The sequence below is a fragment of the Pseudogracilibacillus sp. SE30717A genome, from assembly GCF_037071985.1.
GTDB lineage: Bacteria > Bacillota > Bacilli > Bacillales > Amphibacillaceae > Pseudogracilibacillus.
This window is the reverse complement of sequence record NZ_JAXHDF010000004.1, coordinates 57635-76978: the sequence shown is the minus strand read 5'-3', so window position 1 is coordinate 76978 and position 19344 is coordinate 57635. Positions and strand designations below refer to the sequence as shown.

The 19344-nt window shown below is 36.8% G+C and carries 19 protein-coding genes and 1 riboswitch; of the genes, 17 read left to right on the top strand and 2 right to left on the bottom strand.

Annotation, left to right across the window (positions count from 1 at the left end; genetic code table 11):
* Nucleotides 1-93 precede the first annotated feature (93 nt).
* The 8 genes from SPD48_RS07410 (at nt 94) to SPD48_RS07375 (ending at nt 11700) form a co-directional block, all read left to right on the top strand.
* The gene (locus SPD48_RS07410) at nt 94-300 is read left to right on the top strand and encodes a cation transporter (protein WP_336257453.1); all 207 of its coding nucleotides are present in this window, start codon (nt 94-96) and stop codon (nt 298-300) included.
* Between the two features lie 157 nt (nt 301-457).
* Nucleotides 458-2155, top strand: a complete 1698-nt coding sequence (locus SPD48_RS07405; protein ID WP_336257452.1) for a methylmalonyl-CoA mutase family protein — start codon at nt 458-460, stop codon at nt 2153-2155.
* Nucleotides 2155-4305, top strand: coding sequence for a methylmalonyl-CoA mutase (gene scpA, locus SPD48_RS07400; protein WP_336257451.1), 2151 nt, complete (start codon nt 2155-2157; stop codon nt 4303-4305). The genes SPD48_RS07405 and scpA overlap by 1 nt, the downstream gene beginning before the upstream one ends.
* Entirely contained in the window at nt 4302-5396 is a 1095-nt protein-coding gene (meaB, locus tag SPD48_RS07395) for a methylmalonyl Co-A mutase-associated GTPase MeaB (protein WP_336257450.1), read from the top strand. Before scpA ends, meaB begins: the two co-directional genes overlap by 4 nt.
* A gap of 46 nt (nt 5397-5442) precedes the next feature.
* Nucleotides 5443-6012, top strand: coding sequence for a DJ-1/PfpI family protein (locus SPD48_RS07390; RefSeq protein ID WP_336257449.1), 570 nt, complete (start codon nt 5443-5445; stop codon nt 6010-6012).
* A 257-nt stretch (nt 6013-6269) separates the two neighbouring features.
* Nucleotides 6270-8669, top strand: a complete 2400-nt coding sequence (locus SPD48_RS07385) for a 3-hydroxyacyl-CoA dehydrogenase/enoyl-CoA hydratase family protein (RefSeq protein WP_336257448.1) — start codon at nt 6270-6272, stop codon at nt 8667-8669.
* Nucleotides 8670-8690: 21 nt separating this feature from the next.
* Nucleotides 8691-9866, top strand: a complete 1176-nt coding sequence (locus SPD48_RS07380; protein WP_336257447.1) for an acetyl-CoA C-acetyltransferase — start codon at nt 8691-8693, stop codon at nt 9864-9866.
* Between the two features lie 55 nt (nt 9867-9921).
* Nucleotides 9922-11700: an acyl-CoA dehydrogenase family protein gene (locus SPD48_RS07375; protein ID WP_336257446.1), complete on the top strand. Its 1779-nt coding sequence runs from the start codon at nt 9922-9924 to the stop codon at nt 11698-11700.
* A gap of 53 nt (nt 11701-11753) precedes the next feature.
* Here the strand turns inward: SPD48_RS07375 and SPD48_RS07370 are convergent, their stop codons facing one another.
* A complete protein-coding gene (locus tag SPD48_RS07370; protein ID WP_336257445.1) occupies nt 11754-11882 on the bottom strand; it encodes a hypothetical protein in 129 nt (42 codons plus the stop codon).
* A gap of 67 nt (nt 11883-11949) precedes the next feature.
* Nucleotides 11950-12147: a hypothetical protein gene (locus SPD48_RS07365; protein WP_336257444.1), complete on the bottom strand. Its 198-nt coding sequence runs from the start codon at nt 12145-12147 to the stop codon at nt 11950-11952.
* A 300-nt stretch (nt 12148-12447) separates the two neighbouring features.
* Here SPD48_RS07365 and SPD48_RS07360 point away from each other — a divergent pair, with 300 nt between their 5' ends.
* The 9 genes from SPD48_RS07360 to sufC all read left to right on the top strand — a co-directional run bounded on the left by SPD48_RS07360 (nt 12448) and on the right by sufC (nt 19336).
* Nucleotides 12448-13230, top strand: coding sequence for a nuclease-related domain-containing protein (locus tag SPD48_RS07360; RefSeq protein ID WP_336257443.1), 783 nt, complete (start codon nt 12448-12450; stop codon nt 13228-13230).
* A 597-nt stretch (nt 13231-13827) separates the two neighbouring features.
* Nucleotides 13828-14193: an arsenate reductase family protein gene (locus SPD48_RS07355; protein WP_336257442.1), complete on the top strand. Its 366-nt coding sequence runs from the start codon at nt 13828-13830 to the stop codon at nt 14191-14193.
* An 11-nt stretch (nt 14194-14204) separates the two neighbouring features.
* Nucleotides 14205-14585 (top strand): glycine cleavage system protein GcvH, encoded by a 381-nt coding sequence (gene gcvH, locus SPD48_RS07350; protein ID WP_336257441.1) that lies wholly within the window; start codon nt 14205-14207, stop codon nt 14583-14585.
* Nucleotides 14586-14675: 90 nt separating this feature from the next.
* Complete coding sequence (locus SPD48_RS07345) at nt 14676-15032, top strand: topoisomerase (protein WP_336257440.1); 357 nt, start codon at nt 14676-14678, stop codon at nt 15030-15032.
* A 19-nt stretch (nt 15033-15051) separates the two neighbouring features.
* Nucleotides 15052-15369 carry a thioredoxin family protein gene (locus SPD48_RS07340; RefSeq protein ID WP_336257439.1) on the top strand — a complete coding sequence of 106 codons (318 nt, stop codon included), beginning with the start codon at nt 15052-15054 and terminating at the stop codon, nt 15367-15369.
* A gap of 75 nt (nt 15370-15444) precedes the next feature.
* Nucleotides 15445-15559, top strand: a riboswitch (SAM riboswitch).
* Nucleotides 15560-15681: 122 nt separating this feature from the next.
* Nucleotides 15682-16713: a methionine ABC transporter ATP-binding protein gene (locus SPD48_RS07335; RefSeq protein ID WP_336257438.1), complete on the top strand. Its 1032-nt coding sequence runs from the start codon at nt 15682-15684 to the stop codon at nt 16711-16713.
* Nucleotides 16703-17368, top strand: a complete 666-nt coding sequence (locus SPD48_RS07330) for a methionine ABC transporter permease (RefSeq protein ID WP_336257437.1) — start codon at nt 16703-16705, stop codon at nt 17366-17368. Before SPD48_RS07335 ends, SPD48_RS07330 begins: the two co-directional genes overlap by 11 nt.
* Before the next feature lie 14 nt (nt 17369-17382).
* Nucleotides 17383-18234, top strand: coding sequence for a MetQ/NlpA family ABC transporter substrate-binding protein (locus SPD48_RS07325; protein ID WP_336257436.1), 852 nt, complete (start codon nt 17383-17385; stop codon nt 18232-18234).
* A gap of 313 nt (nt 18235-18547) precedes the next feature.
* Nucleotides 18548-19336, top strand: coding sequence for a Fe-S cluster assembly ATPase SufC (gene sufC, locus SPD48_RS07320; RefSeq protein WP_336257435.1), 789 nt, complete (start codon nt 18548-18550; stop codon nt 19334-19336).
* The last annotated feature ends 8 nt before the right edge of the window (nt 19337-19344 follow it).

Below are 19344 nucleotides of genomic sequence, written 5' to 3'. Positions count from 1 at the left end.
ATAATATAAATTTTTTTTGTGAAAAAATATCAATGGATAAGGAGTGTCTGATGAATAATACTATTAGATAATGATTGAAAAGGAGAGAGCATCATGGACGTAATAGTAGAGGTCAAAGGGATGAGCTGTAATCATTGTGAAAAAACAGTAAAGGACACACTAGACAATATTAATGGAGTGCAACACGTTAATGTTCATTTACCCAGCGGAAAAGTAGAAGTGAAATATGACCAGACAGTTATTGACTTAGATACAATTTGTAAGAAAATTGAAGAACAAGGATATGAAGTTGCCAGATGAAAAAATTCAAAATGTTGGAAATATAATCTAGAAGGCTCGTTTAATCGGATGAATGAAATAAACGGGCCTGTTAAGTGTGTTTAAAAAAGGAAAGCTAGAATGGAATGACAATTAAGGGAATGATATACTAAATTAAGAAGATAGGAGTGAAGATGAAATGGTTACTAAAATGACAGCAACTTCTTTTGAAACATTTAATGATGAAAAATGGAAAGAAGTGGCCGAAAAATCTTTGCGAGGACTACCGTTTGAAAAACTCATTACTAAAACAATAGAAGAAATAGATTTGAAGCCTCTTTATACAAAAGAGCAATTCGAAAAAGATTTTCGTACGAATGACCAAATGCTCCATTCCGTAAGAAAAGGTATTGAATCGCCAGATTGGACAATTGCTCAATGTTCTTATGTTGTTGATGGAAAGACATATGTATCGGAACTAAAAGAATCGATAGAAAGAGGCAATGAAGCGATTGTTTATGATGGCTCCCGGAAATTAACATTTAAAGAAGCCGAGTTACAAGAGTTAGCCAATCTTATTCAACTTTATCCTCTCTATGCGTTTAATGTATCGGAAGAAGATTCCTTTATGAAATTGTTCGATCAGATTAATGAAGCTGATAGAAAAAATGTCAAAGGAGTTTTTACCGGAAAGGCAATCCTTCCAGAAGGATTTCATTTACTTCGAACTTCTTATGCAAATATGATACCACTGCATCAACAAGGTGCCGATATTATTACAGAATTAGCTGTCACATTGTCTATTGCAGCCGAAAAAGCTGAACAATATAATTCTTTCGTTTCGTTTTCCAATCAGTTTTTTGTTCGGTTTGCAATTGACACACAATTCTTTTTGGAGATTGCAAAATTGAGAGCATTTCGTGTCTTATGGCAAACGTTCGCAGAAGCATACGGTTATACGAAATTTAGTAAAATACCGATTTTGTCGGAGACTTCTTTACGTACATATTCTAAATTAGATCCATATGTTAATTTACTTCGTGCAGGAAATGAAGCTTTTTCAGCAGTTCTTGGTGGTACAGACGTATTGACTGTTCACCCTCACAATATTTTAACGAATCCAACTCCTGCATCTGTCCGCTATGCACGCAATATTCAACTCGTAATTAAAGAAGAGACATTTGTTCAATATGTTCTAGACCCTTCTGGAGGCTCTTATTACATTGATACATTAACAAATCAAATGATTGATAAAGCATGGGAACTTTTTAAAACGATTGAGGAACAGGGTGGATATTCCGCATATGTTGCAAATGGCGAATTAAATAAAAAGCTAGATCAGTTATACAAACAGAGAATGGACCAAATAAGCCGACGAGAAAAGTCGTTGATCGGAACAAATATATATGCAGATCTAACTACCTCTTTCGAGAAAGAGGAAAAAATAGTTCATGTCGAACGCAGGTTAGCAGAACCATATGAAAAGTTACGTGAATTCTTTGAGCATAGTCAACCAAAAACAGTATTATTGACATTTGGAAAGTTAAAAGATTTTAAAGCACGTGCAGATTTTGTTTTAGGTTATTTAGCAACTGCTGGTATTAAAACAGAACAAAGCCCACCGTTTTCAACTGTCGAGGAAGCGAGAGATTGGATGAAACAACATAATTTCGATTATGCTGTTATTTGTACACCGCCTAAAGAGACGAAAGTCATTATGGATGAGTTCATTCAAGATTTTCCGAATGAAAAATGGATAGATATAGCTGGAAAATTTGATGCGAAACAAGAAGCGGAATGGAAGAAGGCGGGAGTATCTGGTTTCATTTATCAAGGACAAAACCAGCTTGAAAAATTAACTAAACTGCAAACACATTGGGAAGAGGTGAAGAAATAATGAAGAAACCAGACTTTTCTCAAATAGAGCCAAAAAGGCTAGACGATAATAAAGACTTGTCATCCACAGACTCAGTGGAAACAAATGAAGGTATTCATATACAATATGTATATCAAAAAGAGGATATTGAGGATGTAAATCATCTAAATGACTACCCTGGGGTTGCACCTAATACAAGAGGACCATATCCGACAATGTATGTTACTCGCCCATGGACAGTTAGACAATACGCTGGATTTTCAACGGCAGAAGAAAGTAATGCTTTTTATCGCCGAAATTTAGCGATGGGACAAAAAGGGTTATCTGTAGCATTTGACCTTGCTACCCATAGAGGGTACGACTCAGATCATGAAAGAGTTCATGGAGACGTAGGGAAAGCAGGAGTTGCAATAGATTCTGTGGAAGACATGAAAATATTATTTGAGGGAATTCCGCTCGATGAGATGTCTGTCTCTATGACAATGAATGGAGCAGTACTTCCTGTAATGGCTTTTTATATTATCGCTGCTGAAGAACAGGGTATATTTCCGGAGCAACTTGCAGGGACAATTCAAAACGACATATTAAAAGAATACATGGTTCGTAATACATATATTTTTCCACCGGAAATGTCCATGAAAATTATTGCAGATATTTTTGAATATACATCAAAATATATGCCGAAATTTAACTCGATTTCGATATCAGGTTATCATATGCAGGAGGCAGGCGCTACAGCTGATTTAGAACTAGCATATACGTTAGCAGATGGATTGGAGTATGTCCGAACAGGTTTAAAAGCTGGAATTGATATTGATTCATTTGCCCCTAGATTATCTTTTTTCTGGGCAATTGGGAAAAATTATTTTATGGAAGTAGCGAAAATGAGAGCGGCTCGTAGAATATGGGCTCAGATGATGAAAACATTTGAACCAAAAAACTCAAAATCACTCGCGCTTCGAACACATTCCCAAACTTCAGGCTGGAGCTTAACAGAACAAGATCCATTTAATAATGTAACGAGAACGTTAATTGAAGCTAACGCGGCTGCAATGGGACATACACAAAGCCTACACACGAATGCATTAGATGAGGCAATTGCTTTACCGACTGATTTCTCAGCTCGAATTGCTCGTAATACGCAGTTATTTCTTCAAGAAGAAACACTTATGACAAACGTGGCAGATCCTTGGGGTGGTTCGTATTATGTTGAAAAACTTACGGATGACTTAATGAAAAAGGCTTGGGATCTCATTGAAGAAATTGAAGAGCTTGGTGGCATGGCTAAAGCAATTGAAACAGGGCTTCCGAAATTAAAAATTGAAGAAGCCGCTGCAAAAAGGCAAGCACAGATCGATTCAAAAACAGAAATCATTATTGGAATGAATAAGTATCAATTAGATAAAGAAGAACCAATTGATATTTTAGATATAGATAATACTGTTGTACGTGAAAAGCAAATTGAACGGATTGAAAAAGTAAAAGCCGTAAGAGATGAAGCAGAAGTGAAAAGACAGTTAGCTCGGTTAACAAAAGCTGCTGAAACAGGAAATGAAAACTTGCTCGCTTGTACAGTTGATGCAGCGCGAGCTAGAGCGACAATTGGAGAAATTTCTGATGCAATTGAAAAAGTGTCTGGAAGGCATAAGGCGGTGATTCAATCTGTGAGTGGTGTTTATAGTTCGAATTTTTCAGATCAGGAAGAAATTGAAGAAGTTAAACGGATGACGGAAGAATTTTTGGAAAATGAAGGACGACGACCGCGGATTTTAATTGCTAAAATGGGTCAGGATGGACATGACAGAGGGGCGAAGGTAGTTGCATCTTCTTATGCAGATTTAGGGTTTGATGTAGATATTGGACCTTTATTCCAAACTCCTGCAGAGTCAGCAGCACAAGCAGTAGAAAATGATGTGCATGTGATTGGAGTTAGTTCTTTAGCAGCGGGTCATAAAACACTGGTCCCGCAATTAAAAGAAGAATTACGTAAATTAGGTCGTGACGATATTTTAATTATTGTTGGAGGGGTAATCCCGGCACAAGATTATGAACATTTACGAAAAAGTGGTGCAGTCGGTATTTTTGGACCAGGTACAGTCATTCCGGTTGCTGCTCAAAAAATTATTGAAGAAATTTATAAGAGCCTCGGATATGAGGAAGTGAAAGAATGACCTCAGGCAATAAAGAACAAAAAGATTCTGCTCTCCATGTAATGGGAGGGATTAATAGTTCACATGATGGTACCAAAAAAACAAAGAGACGTAAGTTTGTAAAGAAAAAGAATACGATCAACATTGATTTATTGTCTAAAAAAGTGTTGGAAGGTTCCCGACTGGAATTAGCTCAAGCAATTACGTTGATAGAATCGATCCGTTCCCAAGATCAGCAATATGCGCAGGATTTATTGCAAAAAACTCTCCCTCATACTGGAAAAAGTATCCGAATTGGGATAAGTGGTGTGCCTGGAGCGGGTAAGAGTACGTTCATTGAGACGTTTGGATTGATGTTGTGTGAACTTGGTTATAAAGTTGCTGTTTTGGCCATCGACCCCAGTTCTACTGTTACGGGAGGAAGTATATTGGGAGACAAAACGAGAATGCAAAACCTCTCTGGTCATCCAAATGCATACATCAGGCCCTCCCCAACATCGGGTACGTTAGGGGGCGTTCATCGAAAAACACGTGAAACAATGCTACTATGCGAAGCGGCAGGATATGACATTATATTAGTTGAAACAGTAGGTGTAGGTCAAAGTGAGACAGCTGTAAGAAATATGGTTGATTTTTTCATGCTGTTAGCTTTAACAGGTGCAGGGGATGATCTGCAAGGAATGAAAAAAGGAATCATGGAAATTACAGACTTAATTATCGTACATAAGGCAGACGGGGATAATCTTCGGTTGGCGAAACGAACGGTACGGGAATATAAACAAATACTGCATTATTTACAACCATCAACACCTGGCTGGCACTCAACAGCTGTTCCAGTTTCTTCGATAAAGAAAACTGGTCATGATAGTGTATGGGAATTAATTACGGAGTTTAAAGAGACCATGCAAAAAAGTAATTACTGGGAAAAAAGAAGACAGGAACAATCGAAAAGCTGGTTTCATGATATGATACACAATCAATTAGTGGAGCATTTCTTCAGTCAGAAAGGAAAAAAAGCAGAAGTGGCTGAATTGGAGAAAAGTATCATGAATGGGGAGCTGACCATCACATCCGCGGTAGATAAGTTGTTTCGTCAGAATAATAATAGTTAATAAAACATAGAAAAGATAATGTAGGTGCAAAATTTTTAATTGGGAGATGAGTAAGATTAAAAATGTAATAGTAGTTCTTCACCCAAAATTTGCCGAATTTCAAATAGGACATACATTATTTTTACTGAAAAAAGTAGGAAATGCTAACATAATTACAGCGACGATAGACGGAAATCCTGTTGAGAGCATTGGTGGGTTAAACGTTCATGCGGATGTTTCTTTAGAGCAATTAAAGATCGACCAAGCAAGTTTATTCCTTATACCAGGTGGAGATGGAATACAAGAAGTTATAAACGAGAAGAAAATGAGTGAGATACTTGTAAAAGCGTTTGATTCCAATATACCAATTGCTGCTAGCTGTGGAGCAACTGTATTAGTTGCAAAAGCTGGGATATTAAAGAAGAAAAAATTCACATGTGCAATGAAAACATATGAACATCATCGTTCTCTATTTGAACATGCAACGTATACAGGAACGAATGTACAAGTAGACGATTCTATTATTACAGCTAAAGCAACGGCTTGTGCTGAATTAGCAATAACAATTGGTGATTTACTAAATATGTTTAAAGATGATAACCAACGAGAAAAACTGAATTCTTTTTTAAAAGAATAAAAGCGCTAAATGACTGAATAAGAATCGAGTCAATGATCAATTAGCAGAACGACTCGATTCTTATTTTATAAATGATGATTCTAAAACAGTTTTATAAATAAGCCCCAGTTACAGAAAAGCCAATTTTTTGAAAAAATAGTTATGATAACGTTGCCAAAATGAAAAGTTTGGTCTATGATAGATACAGAAACACTTTTTTTATTTACTCAATAGTGAATGAGGATTCATTCAAACAATGATGTTAGGAGGATTATGTAATGAGTCGTGTTATTAAACGTGCTGCAGTTCTAGGATCAGGAGTGATGGGTTCGGGGATTGCTGCTCATTTAGCGAATGTTGGAATTCCTACTTTAATGCTAGATGTTGTTCCTAAAGAGGTAACTGAGAATGAGAGTAAGCAAGGCTTAACTTTAAATGATAAAGCTGTACGTAATCGAATTGCTCATACAAATAAACAAGCCTTATTAAAACAAAAGCCTTCTCCAATAACATCCAAAAAAAGTCTCGATTTAATAGAAGTCGGAAATATGGAAGATGATATGGAGAAACTGGCAGATGTGGACTGGATTGTTGAGGTAGTCGTTGAGAATTTGGAAATTAAAAAACAGGTCTTTTCAAGAGTGGATCAGTATAGAAAAGAAGGTACAATCATCACTTCCAACACATCTGGGATATCAGTCGAAAAAATGATTGAAGATTGCTCAGAAGATATGAAGAAACACTTTCTGGGGACTCACTTCTTTAATCCACCAAGATATTTAAAACTGTTGGAAATCATACCGACAAAGCACACGGATTCAGAAATAGTTTCATTTATGAAGCAGTTTAGTGAAAATACACTCGGAAAAGGTGTTGTAGAAGCGAAAGATACACCAAACTTTATTGCAAATCGAATTGGTACATACGGTTTGCAAATTACCGTGCATGAGATGTTAAAGGCAGGGCTTTCGATCGGAGAAGTTGATTCGATAACGGGCCCACTAATCGGGAGACCGAAAAGTGCAACATTCCGCACATTAGATGTTGTTGGACTGGATACTTTTATCCAAGTAGCCAAAACAGTCTATGATCAAGTGGACGGAGAAGAAAAAACAGTATTTGAGATCCCGAATTTTATGAAACAAATGAATGAAAAAGGGTGGATCGGTCAGAAAGCAAAACAGGGCTTTTATTTGAAACAAAAAGGAAAAGATGGAAGCGTAATCTTAGAACTTAATCCTGAGACAATGGAATATGAAGATAGGAAAAAATTAAAGTCCCCTACAGTTGAAATGGCTAAACAGCAAAAAGGCACTAAAAATAAAATGAAAGTATTGATTTCTCAAGCTGGTGATAAGGCAAGTGATTTTTCTTGGAATGTGTTCAAGCGAACATTGCTTTATTCGGCGGAATTACTTGGTGAAATAGCAGACGATATTACCCAAATTGACAATGCGATGAAATGGGGATTCGGCTGGAAAATGGGACCGTTTGAAACATGGGATGCAATTGGTGTTACCAAATCCGTAGAACGTATGAAATCAGAAGGAGAAGCAATCCCGGCATGGATCGAACAATTCCTTGAAGATGGAAATGAAACATTTTACAAAAAAGAGAATGGCAACGTCTATTACTATGATGAGGGTGCCTATGAACAAATTGAGTTTAATAAGAAAGAATTTAATATTAAACGACTAAAAGATACGAAAGGCGTTATCAAAAAGAATACCGGTGCTAGTTTAATAGATTTAGGAGATGGGGTAGCTTTACTCGAATTTACATCTCCCAACAATTCTATTGGTTTAGATGTTATGCAAATGGTAAATGAGTCTATCGATGAAGTGGAAAAAAATTATGAAGGGTTAGTCATCGGAAATCAAGGAACGAATTTCTGTGTCGGAGCAAACTTAGCTTTAATGCTAATGGAAGCTCAAGATGATAACTTCTTTGAATTAGATATGGTCGTTCGACAGTTTCAGAATATGACTTTGAGAATTAAATATGCGGATAAACCTGTCGTATCTGCACCATTTAATATGACATTAGGTGGAGGAGCAGAAGTTACGCTACCTGCTGCATCTGTGCAAGCATCCCAAGAAGCGTATATAGGATTAGTTGAAGTAGGTGTCGGATTAATCCCAGGTGGAGGGGGTACGAAGGAACTTTACTTAAAAATGCTTCGCGGAATGCCAGAAGGAGTGAAGTTTGATTTAGCGCAAGTGGCAAATACAGTATTTGAACGAGTTGCTACAGCAAAGGTATCTACTTCCGCAGTTGAGGCAAGGGAACTTGGCTACTTAAATAATTTCGACGGAATCAGTGTAAATCCAGACCATCTACTTCATGACGCAAAACAACGTGTTTTAGCATTATCTCAGTTAGGATATCAAGCACCGAAACGTGAGAAAATTCCTGTCGTAGGAGACGCTGGTTATGCTGCAATGTTATTAGGAGCAAAGCAGTTACAATTGAGTGGTTATGCATCTGAACATGATATGAAAATAGCCGAAAAATTAGCTTACGTCTTATCAGGGGGCAGAATTAAAGAAGGCACATTGATCGATGAACAAGTAATGCTTGATCTTGAAAGAGAAGCATTTTTAAGTCTCATCGGGGAACCAAAAACCCAGATGCGAATGCAACATATGTTATTAAAAGGAAAACCATTACGTAACTAAGAAATAGAGGGAGGAATAGTAGTGAGGGAAGCAGTCATTGTTGCAGGAGCAAGAACTCCTGTCGGAAGAGCAAAAAGAGGAACGCTTGCAAATACACGGCCAGACGATTTGGCTGCACTAACGGTAAAAGAAACATTAAAACGTGCAGATAATTACGATGGAAATATTGACGATATTATTTTTGGAACAGCAATGCCTGAAGCGGAACAAGGAATGAACTTAGCGAACAATATTGCAGGACTTGCTGGTCTAAAAAAAGAAACACCGGCCATTACAGTGAATCGCTATTGTTCATCGGGATTACAAACTATTGCCTACGGTGCTGAACGAATTATGTTGGGACACAGTGATACGATTCTAGCAGGTGGGGCTGAGTCAATGAGTCTAGTTCCAATGCCGGGACATGTTGTCAAACCAAATTCTAGATTAGTGGAACAAGCACCAGAATATTATATGTCAATGGGGCACACAGCGGAAGAAGTAGCGAATCGATATGGAATTTCCCGTGAAGAACAGGATGCTTTCGCTGTAGAAAGTCACAAACGTGCAGAGAAAGCCATTAAAGAGGGAAAGTTTAAAGATGAAATTGTACCTGTGGAAGTGATTGAACATTTTGTTGGTAAAAATAATAAAATCGAAGAACGTTCGATTACATTTGATACGGATGAAGGAGTACGCCCTGGCACGACAATGGAGGTACTGGCTAAATTACGACCAGCATTTTCCGTAACAGGATCTGTGACAGCAGGAAATTCATCCCAAATGAGTGATGGAGCGGCTTCGGTATTATTGATGGATCGTGAAAAAGCAATTGCAGAAGGTTTAACGCCGCTCTTAAAATTCCGTGCTTTTGCAGTCGCAGGAGTGGAACCGGAAGTAATGGGAATTGGACCGGTAGAGGCAGTGCCTAAAGCGCTAAAACTTGCGGGACTCGAACTATCTGATATTGGTATATTTGAGTTGAATGAGGCATTTGCGTCACAATCTGTTCAAGTTATTAATACGCTAGGACTTGATCTGGAAAAGGTGAACGTAAACGGCGGAGCCATTGCGCTTGGTCACCCACTTGGTATGACAGGGACCAAATTAACATTATCTATCATGCACGAGATGAAACGAAGAAACGAACAGTTTGGCGTTGTGACAATGTGTATTGGTGGAGGAATGGGTGCAGCTGGAGTATTTGAACTGTTATAAAAAGGGGAAAAGTAATTTTTCCCCTTCATATTTAAAATAGAAAGGATGTATTCCAATGACAGAAGAAAAATTATTTAAAGGTGGAGCTTTTTTAATAGAAGATTTAGAAGGAACAGATGTTATTACACCAGAAGACTTTACAGATGAGCATAAAATGATCGCGCAAACAACGGAAGATTTTGTTGAAAAAGAGGTTTTACCATTAGTAGATAATTTAGAAAATCACGAATTCGAACATTCGGTAAAGCTTTTAGAAAAAGCCGGAGAACTCGGTCTGTTAAGCGCAGATATTCCAGAAGAATATGGCGGATTAAATTTGGATCGAATTAGTTCTTCACTCATTACAGAAAAGTTTTCCCGTGCAGGTGGATTTTCCGTAACTCACGGAGCACACGTTGGGATCGGAACATTACCAATTGTGTTTTTTGGTAACCATGAACAAAAAGAAAAGTATTTACCAAAACTTGCTACAGGTGAATTAATTGCTGCGTATGCGTTAACGGAACCTGGTTCAGGATCTGACGCATTAGGTGCTAAAACAACAGCTAAATTAAATGAAGCGGGAACTCATTATGTGTTAAATGGAGAAAAACAGTGGATAACTAACTCGGATTTCGCAGACGTTTTTGTCGTCTATGCAAAAGTTAATGGGGAAGATTTTACTGCGTTTATTGTGGAAAGAGATTATCCGGGTGTATCTGTTGGGCCGGAAGAGAAGAAAATGGGGATTAAGAGCTCCTCAACTCGTACGCTAGTTTTAGAAGATGCAGAAGTTCCGGTAGAAAATTTACTTGGAGAACAGGGCCGTGGTCATATAATTGCGTTTAATATTTTAAACGTCGGTCGATATAAACTGGCTATTGGTGGAGTTGGCGGAGCTAAACGTGGTATCGAGTTAGCTACAGAATATGTGAATGAGCGTAAGCAATTCGGTCGTTCGATTTCAAGTTTTAGTTTAACACAAGAGAAACTTGGTACAATGGGTGCCCATTTATACGCAAATGAAAGCGCAGTATACCGTACGGTCGGTCTTTTCGAACAACGAATGAGCTCCTTAACGGAAGAGCAATTAAAAGATGGACGTGAGATTGCCAAAGCAATTGCAGAATATCAAATTGAATGTTCCATGAATAAATATATGTGTACAGAACTACTTGATTATGTAGCAGATGAAGCGGTACAAATGCACGGTGGATACGGATTTATGCAGGAATATGAAGTGGAAAGAATGTACCGTGATTCACGTATTAACCGAATTTTCGAAGGAACCAATGAAATCAACCGCCTACTTGTACCAGGAACTTTATTGAAAAAAGCACTAAAGGGTGAACTACCTTTACTAGAAAAAGCTCAAGGATTACAAGAAGAGCTGCTAATGATGATGCCTGAAGAAATTGGGACTGAACCATTGGAGCAAGAAAAGTATTTAGTGAAAAATGCGAAGAAAATCGTATTATTAGGCGCGGGGCTTGCTGCACAAAAATTCATGCAAGCAATCGAGAGCGAGCAAGAAATATTAGCGAATTTAGCTGATATGACTGCAGAAGTTTATAATATGGAATCTGCAATTTTACGTACTGAAAAAGCTATTAACAAAACAGGCTTAGATAAGAACAAACAAAAATTGCTTTATACGGAAGTTTATGTCCAAGAAGCATTCAACCGTATAGAAGCTGATGCGAAAGAAATTCTTATTGCTGTAGAAGAGGGTGACAATCTCCGTATGATGTTATCATCTTTACGTAAATTAACACGACACACGCCAATCAATGTCATTGCGAAAAAACGCGAGATTGCCGCACAGATTATTGAAGCGGAAAAATATGTACTGTAAATAGTGAGCGCCCCCCCGAAACGGTGCTGCACCCCAAAAGTTAATTTTTAACGTTAACTTTTGGATGCAGCACCAAACCAAGGGGGTTTTTCTCTGTTTGAATGATTAGGCTTGTTTGCTGAATTGCTGATCGCTGATAAAGTCACCTCTGCCGCCGATAAAATTGCTCCGACCGCCGACAACAGAGGCTACCCCGCCGTTATCCAGGTACAACCCGCCGATAAAGATATTAGCGCCGTTATATTTAATCTACCGCCGATAAATCATTTGTTCCGCCGTTAAAATTGCACAACTGCCGATATTAGAGGCCACCTCGCCGTTATCCAGGTACAACCCGCCGATAAAGATATTAGCGCCGTTATATTTGTCCATCGTCGATAAGTCAATTTGCTCCGCCGTTAAAATTGCACTACCTCCGATATCGTCCTCCACCCCGCCGTTATCCAAGTACAACCCGCCGATAAAACTGATAGCACCGTTATATTTAATCCACCGCCGATAAATCCATTTATTTCGCCGTTAAAACTGCACTACCGCTGATATTGGCCTCCAAACTACCGATATCTCGTACTAAAGCATAAAAATGGATGAAATCTACTATCTATAGTGTGATCCAGTCCTAAAATGCAATAATTATATAGACAAATTTATATTTTAATGCCCAGCTAATTACGAATTATACAATTTTACCAATTTGATCATGTAGACCAATTCGTTTATTTTTAATTTAAAAGGAGAGTTAGTTTTATGCATATAATAGAATTAGAGGACGATATTATGTTAAATAAATTAATCGCTTTGGATGGAAGAACGCCAACAGAACACCAAGAAAAAGTGAATGTTCATAGCGATCTTATTAAGGAAATGACAAAGAAAAAAGGAGAACGGACTGTTCATTTTCTACTCCGTTTTATAAATAAAGAAATGGTGAAAATTATACATTCTACAAGACTACCAGATGAAAATGGATTCTTCCAATTAGATACACTTCTGTTAACACGTTTTTTTGCTCTTATTCTAGAAGTGAAAAATTGGTATGGGACTTTACTTTTTGATCGTTCGGGACAAGTGATCAGAATTGGAGATAGTCAGATTGAAGAAGGATTTCCCAACCCAATTCCCCAGTTGTATCTGCAAAGATTTAGACTTCAAAAATGGTTTTCAAATTTGGGGGTAAACAGTCTACCAATTGTTGGTTTCATAGTAATAAGCTTTCCTAGTACTATCCTTAAAACAGAAACACCATCGATCGACATTCCAAAGGAAATTATCCGCTCTGAACAGTTACTTGTAAAAATTAATCAACTATTTGATCATTATACCGAAAAGGTTATTACTCCAAAGTCAATTGGTGATATATCAAAAAAAATTATTCAAGAACATACACCTAGGGATGAGGACGTTTTATCCAAATATGGAATCACAGCTAATGAATTAAGAAAAGGCGTAATTTGTATCCAATGTTCGGTAAATACCATGATGAAAAGGCATAAATACTGGAGATGTAATAGCTGCGGCTTTCAATCTTAGACTGTATATTTGGATGCTTTAAATGATTATAGGTTGCTTATAGGAAATAAAGTGAAAAACGAAGATATAAGAAAATATTTATTAATTGATTCTCCATATGTTATTAAAAGATTAATGTTAAAAGCCGGCTTCAAATATGAAGGTATAAAAAAAGGGAGAGTGTATAATTTGGATATGCTGTCTAGCAACTCGTTGATATCGCAAGGCAACACCCGCTGATATTAGAGGTCACTCCGCCGTTATCCAAGTACAACCCGCCGATAAAACCATTATCGCCGTTATATTTTGTCCATCGCTGATAAATCATTTGCTCCGCCGTTAAAATCGCTCCGACCACCGATATTTGAGGTCACCACGCCGTTATCTAAATGCATCCCGCCGATAAAGTTATTAGCGCCGTTATATTTAGTCCACCGCCGTTAAAATCGCTCCGACCGCCGATATTAGAAGCTACTTCGCCGTTATCCAAATGCAATTCGCCGAAAAATTATTAGCGCTGTCAATTAGCATAAAAAGTTATAATCGGTGAGCTCAGGACTGATTAATCGCTATATATTTGTTATAATCATCATAAATCTCAAATTATGGAGGTGCACAATGACTCTTACGATGTACTGGTATCCGAATTGCGGATCTTGTAAAAAAGCAAAAAAGTGGTTAGACGATCATGATCTTACATATAATTTAATACATATTGTAGAAAATCCACCGAGTGAAAAAGAGTTGTTAGATATGATTGAAAAAAGTAAACTCCCTGCACGGAGGTTCTTTAATACGAGTGGAAAAGTATACCGAGAAGAAAATATGAAAGATAAAATAAAAGATGCGACTATCGAAGAGATGGTAGGCTATCTCGCATCGAATGGAATGTTGATTAAACGACCGATTGTAACAGAAGGTGAGAAGGTAACAGTTGGTTTTAAAGAAGAAGAGTTTGAAGCTAATTGGTTAGAAACTAAATAGGAGGTATTAGGATGAGTTTACCAACGGATTTACTTTATTCGAAAGAGCATGAATGGGTAAGAAGAGAAGGAAGCGATGTTAGGATTGGAATTACTGACTTTGCGCAGGACGAATTAGGGGATATCGTATTTGTTGAACTTCCAGAAGTAGGCGATACGATTGAAGTGAATGAGCCTTTTGGAAGTGTTGAATCTGTAAAGACAGTTTCAGAATTGTATGCGCCAATCAGTGGTACCGTCGTAGAAGTTAACGCGGACTTGGAAGATAATCCAGAGTATGTCAATGAATCGCCTTATGAACAAGCATGGATGATCGTTATTGAACCGTCTGCTGATGAAGAACTAGATGAACTACTTTCCTCTGAAGAATATAATGCCTATATTTCCGAATAATAAAATAGCTACTCGCACCCACAATAAAACAGGGTGCAGTAGCTTTTTATAAGGACTAACGATGTCTACCTTGAAATTGGGGGAAAAGCATTGGGTAATTTACATGATAAAAAAGTTATTATTGTTGAAGGTTTGTCAGACAAACTGCATGTACAGAAAATAATTAGAGAAGAAATTGATATCATTTGTACACATGGAACATTTGGTGTGGAAAAGTTTGATGAAATGTTGTATGAATATGATCTAGATTATCGTGATGTATATATTTTTGTTGATGCGGATGAATCGGGAATAAAGTTAAGAAGACAATTAACAGTTGAATTACCCAATGCTATTCAGATGTATATCCCGGAAGAATATCAACAAGTAGAATTAACTCCTGAAAATATCATTGCAAATGAACTTGTTAAACATAATTTTCAAATAGATCCATTCTATTTGATGTGAAAAGAAACTGGTGATTCTCTTGCAAGCAATAACTGCAGAACAATTAGAAGAAAAAGATGATTATTTATTATTTATTCATACTCCTTTTTGTGGAACATGTCATGTAGCACGAACCTTTTTAGAAAAAATTGAAACAAATCATCAGCAAACTATTTTTTATGAGATGAATGCGTCATTATATCCTGAGTTTATGCAGAAATATAAGGTGGAAAGTGTACCTTGCTTGTTTATTATGAAAGATAATGAAGTAAAGGAAAAGGTATATACTTTCTATTCTATTTCAAATATATATCACTATGTATGGACTTACGCATCAGATCTTTTTCGACTAGAATAAACGTATTGTTTGACATCTAATTAGATTTAATGTTATATTGGCAAGTGTTATCGATAATAATAAAATATCTATTAACTCTTATGAAGAGCGATGGAGGGACTGGCCCTGTGAACTCGCGGCAACCTTCAATTTTAATTCCAAAATTGAAAGGTGCTAAATCCTGCAAAGCAAATGCTTTGATAGATGAGAGAATGTGAAGATAGATTTGTAAGTCTTTCTGTTCTCTTACGGAAGGACTTTTTTATTTGTATTTGAGTTGCAGGATGAATCACAGTTTTCCCCCAATTCAATCGTGTTAAAGGAGGTCTCATCATGATTTCAATACAAAATTTAAAGAAAGTTTTTACACTAGATAAAAAACCAATTACAGCAGTAGATTCCTTATCTCTAGAAATAAAAGAAGGCGAAATCTTTGGTGTAATAGGGTATAGTGGCGCGGGGAAAAGTACACTAGTACGGTTACTTAATCGCTTGGAAGAGCCTTCAGATGGATCCATTATTATTGATGGTAAAGAGATGACAAAATTAAAAGGCAGAAATTTAAGACAGGCTCGCCAAGAAATCGGGATGATTTTCCAACATTTTAATCTTTTATGGTCACGAACAACAGAAGAGAACATTGCTTTTCCACTAGAAATAGCTGGAGTTCCGAAAACAGAACGAACTAAAAGAGTTCAAGAACTGATCGATTTAGTCGGTCTTACTGGCAGAGAAAAAGCTTATCCATCTCAATTAAGTGGAGGACAAAAGCAAAGAGTAGGGATTGCTCGTGCGCTTGCTAACGATCCGAAAGTTCTCCTCTGCGATGAAGCGACTTCAGCACTGGATCCAGAAACTACGAATTCTATCCTTGATTTGCTAGTCGATATTAATAAAAAACTTGGTCTTACCATTATTTTAATAACGCATGAGATGCATGTGATTCGCAAAATATGTAATCGGGTAGCAGTTATGGAAAAAGGAAAAATTGTAGAGACAGGAAATGTTTTGGATGTATTTTCTCAACCTGAACAAGCTGTAACGAAAAAATTTGTGGAACAAGTCATGGCAAATCCAGATGTTGAAGAGAGTGTTGATAATATCCTAGAACATGTAGAGAAACGTGGCAAAGTACTACGTCTCCATTTTTTAGGAACATTTGCAAATGAAGCTTTAATAAGTGAAGTGTCAAAAAAGTTTTCTATTGATACGAATATAATCCAAGGGAAAATCACACAAACACAAAATGGCATATTGGGCATTTTAATTGTTCAAATGGTAGGAAATAAAGACGAAATCAATGAAGCTATTAATTTCATTAAAAAAGCCTCAGTGGAAGTAGAGGTGATTCGAGATGACACTTGATTTTGCTAATTTAGATTGGGACAAACTCATGACAGCGACGTATGAAACGTTTTATATGACGTTAATAGCGCTAACTGGAACATTTATTTTAGGCGTGTTACTTGGATTACTATTATATCTCACTGCCAAAGACGGTCTTTGGGAAAATAAAGTAATTAATTTTATCACAGCTACTCTTGTCAATGTGTTTCGTGCAGTCCCATTTATAATCTTGATCTTACTTTTGTTCCCATTTACGTACTTTTTAATTGGGACGATAAGAGGGCCGAATGCAGCGTTGCCAGCTTTAATTATTGGTGCTGCTCCATTCTATGGAAGATTAGTGGAGATTGCTCTAAAAGAAATAGACAAAGGTGTTATTGAGGCAGCACAATCTATGGGAGCTAGTACACGTTCAATTATATTTAAGGTTTTGCTTCCCGAGTCGATGCCCGCATTAATTTCAGGTATAACTGTTACGGCAATTGCACTTATCGGTTATACGGCGATGGCAGGTGCAATTGGTGCAGGAGGACTTGGAAGTTATGCATATTATGCTGGTTTCCAGCGTAGAGCCTTTGATATTGTGTTTATTTGTTCCGTTATTATTGTACTTATAGTATTTATATTCCAGTTTATTGGTGACTTCACGTCAAAAAAACTAGACAAAAGATAAAGGGGATTTATTAAATGAAAAAACTACTTGCATTATTTTCCGTTCTACTAATTTTAGTATTAGCAGCTTGTGGTGGCGGAAATACAGACAAAGCTGAAGAAGCAACAAATGATGATAAAGCAGAAACAGATCAAGAAGTAACTATTAAGATAGGAGCTTCCAGTATCCCACATGCGGAAATTTTAGAAAAAGCACAACCGATTTTAGCTGAAAAAGGAATAACGCTTGAGATTGAGCCATATGAGGATTATATTTTACCAAATGATGATTTAGCTAATGGTGAATTAGATGCAAACTACTTCCAGCATATACCTTATCTAGAACAAACAATTGAGGATACAGGATATGAATTAACACATATTGGTGGTATTCATATAGAACCGATAGGAATTTATTCAAAATCAATTACAGATATTGAAAATATTCCTGAAGGGACAGAAGTTATTTTAAGTAATTCAGTTTCCGATCATGGTCGTATTTTAGGCTTATTTCAAGAAGCAGGGCTAATTAAGTTAGCAGATGATGTTGTAGTGGATAAAGCAACGATTGATGATATTGTAGAAAATTCGAAAGACCTAACGTTCACACCAGATTATGAGCCTGCCTTCTTACCAGAATTGTATGAGACGGAAGAAGATGCACTAGTCGTAATTAATACAAACTATGCAATTGGTGCCGGTCTTGACCCACAAAAAGATTCTATATATAGGGAAGAAGACGATTCACCATATGTTAACGTAATTGCAGTTAGAACGGAAGATGAAAATAACGAAGCATTAAAAACATTAGTTGAAGTACTACACTCAGAAGAAATTCAAAACTTTATTCTTGAGAAATATGAAGGTGCGGTTGTACCTGTAAACTAAAAGACAGGATGCTGATCTCTTTTCAACAAGGGATCAGCTTTTTTTCGATCAATCTTATTTTACAAATCGGCAATTTTATTTTACTATTAAATAAGAACGATTATTATTAATATAGTGGTAAATGAGAATGGGAATGGAAAAAATAAGTAATTTGTTATGAAACACATTTATTTGAAAAACTATATAACTCGTTACTTACTTTACCATTATATTTGATAATTATTTTTTAATCAGCTAAGATTGAGTTGAGAATAGGTTGATGATTGGCTAATGACCAATTTCAAATATATTACAAGTATGTGGAGGTATCAATATGTCAGAGTATACATTAGAAATTAAGGATCTTCATGTTTCAATTGAAGGTAATGAGATATTAAAAGGGATTACCCTAACAATAAAAAGTGGTGAGTTCCACGCAGTGATGGGACCAAATGGTACTGGGAAATCAACACTTGCTGCAGCTATTATGGGACACCCTAAGTTTGAAGTAACAAAAGGGTCTATTACTCTTAATGGCGAAGACGTACTTGAAATGGAAGTAGATGAACGTGCACGTGCAGGTCTGTTTTTAGGAATGCAGTACCCAAGTGAAATTAGTGGAGTAACAACGTCAGATTTTTTACGTTCTTCCATTAATGCACGTCGAGAAGAAGGAGACGAAATTTCTTTAATGAAATTTATTAAAGAAATGGATAGTGCTTTAGATGATCTTGAAATTGACCAAAACATGGCTCAACGTTATCTTAACGAAGGATTCTCAGGTGGAGAAAAGAAACGAAACGAGATCCTTCAACTAATGATGTTAAAACCAGGCATTGCTATCCTAGATGAAATTGACTCTGGTCTTGATATTGATGCTTTGAAAATTGTTTCTGACGGAGTGAACAAAGTACGTGAAGAAACAGGATTGGGTTGCTTAATTATTACCCACTACCAACGCTTATTAAACTATATTAAACCTGATTTTGTTCATATTGTTATGCAAGGTAAAGTTGTTAAGTCTGGTGGGCCAGAACTTGCAGAACGATTAGAAGCAGAAGGGTACGAATGGGTTAAAGAAGAACTAGGTATTGAAGACGAAACGGTTGGTCAAAAAGCTTAAGGTAGGAG